Origin of the sequence: Bauldia sp. (assembly GCF_020442045.1) — a bacterium.
Lineage (GTDB): Bacteria > Pseudomonadota > Alphaproteobacteria > Rhizobiales > Kaistiaceae > Bauldia.
Map to the genome: position 1 here is coordinate 1 of NZ_JAGRLA010000043.1, position 3,517 is coordinate 3,517.

The window sequence follows — 3,517 nt, forward strand, 5'->3', positions numbered from 1 at the left end:
ACCCGGTCGAACTCGCCATCCGGCAGCACGCCGCGAAGCGGCGCAAGCGCATCCTCGAGCAGGTCCATGCGGTGCCCGCGGGTGAACTGGGGCTCATCGCCCAGCGACCCTGCCTGCCGCCTTGCCCACTGGTCGAGCGACAGTTTCAGCGCCGCCTTGAAGGTCGCCTCGAACTCCTCGATGCGCGGCAGGGAGGTCGCGAGCAGGTCGTCGACCCTTGCGGCGGCGTCGCCGCTCGAACTTTTCCATTCGAGGATCGGCCCCAACGCCTCGTCGACAACCGCATGGACCAGCGCAGCCTGGCTCGGAAAGTAGCGATAGGCGGTCGCGCGCGAAACCTCGGCGGCTTCGGCGACCTCGCTCACCGACGGCGTCGCGCCGGCCTGCATCAGCCGCGTCGCGGTTTCGAGCATCAGTCGCCGGGTTCGGGCGCGCGGTCCGCGCTCGGTATCGCCGTCGGCGTCCTGCTCGGCCAATTGACGTGAGACATCCATATCATTATGATACGCTCGTCTCACGAAATTGCAATGGCTGGGATGCCTGCCGAACACGGCGCCGAGACAACGCCGCCCCGGGGCGGCGCAGGGAGGACGGATGAAGCGCGTCTACGTGGTCGGCACCGCTGACACGAAGGGTGAGGAGCTCGACTATCTCGCCGGCCTGATTGCCGACCAGGGCCTTTCCGTCGTCCGCGTCGACGTCGGCACCCGGCCGACAGACGGCGTGGCCGACGTCACGGCAAGCGAGGTCGCGGCATTCCATCCCCAGGGCACCGGCGCCGTCCTCGGCCTCGACGACCGCGGACAGGCGGTCGCGGCGATGGCACAGGCCTTCGCGGCGTTTCTGCCGACGCGCGACGATATCGGCGCGGTGATCGGCATCGGCGGCGGCGGCGGCACGTCGATCATCACCGCCGGCATGCGCGAACTCGCCTACGGCATTCCGAAGCTGATGGTCTCGACGCTCGCTTCCGGCGACACCTCACCCTATGTCGGCATCTCCGATATCGTGATGGTCCCGTCGGTCACGGATCTTGCCGGCCTCAATGACCTCAGCCGCACCATCCTCAACAATGCGGCGCAGGCGATTGCCGGCATGGCGCAGAACCCACCGCAGCGACGCGACGCCAGGCCCTCCATCGGGCTCACCATGTTCGGCGTCACGACTCCCTGCGTCACCGCGATCGCCGAACGGCTGAAGGACGATTTCGACTGCATGGTGTTCCACGCCACCGGAACGGGCGGCCGGACGATGGAGAAGCTGGCCGACAGCGGCATGCTGACCGGCTTCATCGACATCACCACCACCGAGATCTGCGACATGCTTTTCGGCGGCGTGCTTCCCGCGACGGAGGACCGCCTGGGTGCCGTCGCCCGCAGCGGCCTGCCCTATGTCGGCTCGGTCGGCGCTCTGGACATGGTGAATTTCTGGGCCCCCGACACGGTGCCGGAGCGCTATCGCGACCGCACGCTCTACAAGCACAATCCGAACGTGACGCTGATGCGAACGAGCGCCGACGAGTGCCGGCAGATCGGGACGTGGATCGCGCGCAAGCTCAATGAATGCGACGGCCCCGTCAGGTTCCTCATTCCGGAAAAGGGGGTGTCGGCGCTCGACATCGAAGGCGGCGCCTTCTTCGATCCCGACGCCGACGACGCGCTGTTCTCGGCGATCGCGTCGACGTTCGAGCAGACCGACGATCGCCGGCTGGTCAGGCTTCCGCTTCACATCAACGATCCCGCATTCGCGCAGCACGCCGCGGACACCTTCCTGCAAATCGCCAAACACTGAGGTCCCCATGGCCGCCATTGCCCGCAAGACGATCCTGTCCAAATTCCGCAGCGCCATCGAGGCGGGGCGTCCGATCATCGGTGGCGGCGCGGGTACCGGCCTGTCCGCGAAGTCGGAGGAAGCCGGCGGCATCGACCTCATCGTCATCTACAATTCCGGCCGCTACCGGATGGCGGGGCGCGGCTCGGCGGCCGGCCTGCTTGCCTACGGCAATGCCAACGAGATCGTGAAGGAGATGGCCGTCGAGGTCCTGCCCGTGGTCAGGAACACGCCGGTTCTCGCCGGGGTCAACGGAACCGACCCGTTCATCCTGATGCCCCGGTTTCTGGCCGAGCTGAAGGAGATGGGGTTTTCGGGCGTCCAGAACTTCCCGACGATCGGCCTGTTCGACGGAACGATGCGGCAGAGCTTCGAGGAGACCGGCATGGGCTACGGGCTCGAGGTCGACATGATCGCGGCCGCGCATGCGCTCGACATGCTGACGACCCCTTATGTCTTCACGCCGGACGAAGCGGTGGCGATGACCAGGGCCGGCGCCGACATCATCGTCGCGCATATGGGCGTGACCACAGGCGGGACGATCGGCGCGTCGTCGGCCAAGAGCCTCGACCAGTGCGTCGGCGAGATCGACGCGATCGCAAGCGCCGCGATCGGCGAGCGCAGCGATGTCATGGTTCTGTGCCATGGCGGGCCGATCTCGATGCCCGAGGACGCGCGGCACATCCTCGAAAACTGCCGGATCTGCCATGGCTTCTACGGCGCGAGCTCGATGGAACGGCTTCCGGCCGAAGCGGCGATTCGCGACCAGACGGCCAGCTTCAAGACCCTGCCGCTGCGCGCGGTGTGACCATCACAGGAGGAAAGAACCGATGAGCGGCGACAAGGGAATGTTTGTCTATCCGAAGGACGTCGATGCGTTCGGCTTCGACTGGGGAAGGCTGGCGTTGACAGTGGCGCCTGAAGTCAACGGCGCGGCGCGGTTTTCCGGCGGCGTGGTCGATCTTCCGCCGGGACAGGGCCACACGCGCCACAACCACCCCGGGGCGGAGGAGATCATCTTCGTCATTTCGGGGCATGGCGAGCAGATGGTCGAGGACGAGGCCGGAACACCGATCACCAGGGAAGTCGGTCCCGGCTGCACGGTCTATGTCCCGGAAAGCCGGTTTCATTCGACGCTCAACACCGGCAGCGAGCCGATGCAGCTCTTCGTCGTCTACTCGCCCGCCGGCCCGGAACTGGCGTTGCGCGAGCTGCCGGACTTCAGGATCATCCCGACCGGCAAGGTCTAAGACCTGCCGCCCCGGTTCCAGCCCCGGCCGCGCTCGCCGAACATTGTGTAGCCGTCGTCGGTCACGGTGAGCGTGTCCTCGAGCTTGATGAAACCGCGCTTTGGATGAAGCATGGTGGTCTCCACGGAGATCACCATGCCCGTTTCGAGCGGGTGCGCGGCATCAACGCCTTCGTAGGTGACAGGGTGATTGGTCATCAGGAACGGCGCCTCGTGACTGATGAGCCCCATGCCGTGCGCGAAGAAATCGGTGAAGGGCGCGACGGGCAGCGCCTTCAACGTGTCTTCGGCGTGCACGATGAAATCGCCGCCTTGCGCGCCGGCCCGGACCTTCGAGAACGCCGCCTGCTGGACCGCCTCGACCTGGGCGAGCAAATCCTCCAGTTCCGCGTCGGGCTCGCCGAGAATGCCCATGCGGCACAGGTCGCCGATATAGCC

The 3,517-nt window shown here is 66.4% G+C and carries 5 protein-coding genes; 3 read left to right on the forward strand and 2 right to left on the reverse strand.

Annotated elements, in window-relative coordinates; genetic code table 11:
* Positions 1-494 (reverse strand): TetR/AcrR family transcriptional regulator (locus KDJ86_RS05015; RefSeq protein WP_291743626.1); only part of this gene is annotated, 494 nt, incomplete at its 3' end.
* Positions 495-594: 100 nt separating this feature from the next.
* Here KDJ86_RS05015 and KDJ86_RS05020 point away from each other — a divergent pair.
* The 3 genes from KDJ86_RS05020 to KDJ86_RS05030 are packed head-to-tail and all read left to right on the forward strand — an operon-like array spanning position 595 to position 3,080.
* The gene (locus KDJ86_RS05020; protein WP_291743628.1) at positions 595-1,791 is read left to right on the forward strand and encodes a Tm-1-like ATP-binding domain-containing protein; all 1,197 of its coding nucleotides are present in this window, start codon (positions 595-597) and stop codon (positions 1,789-1,791) included.
* Positions 1,792-1,798: 7 nt separating this feature from the next.
* Positions 1,799-2,638 (forward strand): phosphoenolpyruvate hydrolase family protein, encoded by an 840-nt coding sequence (locus KDJ86_RS05025; protein ID WP_291743629.1) that lies wholly within the window; start codon positions 1,799-1,801, stop codon positions 2,636-2,638.
* Between the two features lie 22 nt (positions 2,639-2,660).
* Complete coding sequence (locus tag KDJ86_RS05030; protein ID WP_291743631.1) at positions 2,661-3,080, forward strand: cupin domain-containing protein; 420 nt, start codon at positions 2,661-2,663, stop codon at positions 3,078-3,080.
* Here the strand turns inward: KDJ86_RS05030 and KDJ86_RS05035 are convergent.
* A partial coding sequence (locus KDJ86_RS05035; protein WP_291743633.1) for a M24 family metallopeptidase occupies positions 3,077-3,517 on the reverse strand: 441 nt, incomplete at its 5' end. The two genes, KDJ86_RS05030 and KDJ86_RS05035, sit on opposite strands and share 4 nt — an antisense overlap.

What these genes read in the sequence shown, in the direction of transcription:
- KDJ86_RS05020 (WP_291743628.1), top strand. Translation starts at nt 595, where the DNA reads ATGAAGCGCGTCTACGTGGTCGGCACCGCTGACACGAAGGGTGAGGAG.
- KDJ86_RS05025 (WP_291743629.1), top strand. Translation starts at nt 1,799, where the DNA reads ATGGCCGCCATTGCCCGCAAGACGATCCTGTCCAAATTCCGCAGCGCC.
- KDJ86_RS05030 (WP_291743631.1), top strand. Translation starts at nt 2,661, where the DNA reads ATGAGCGGCGACAAGGGAATGTTTGTCTATCCGAAGGACGTCGATGCG.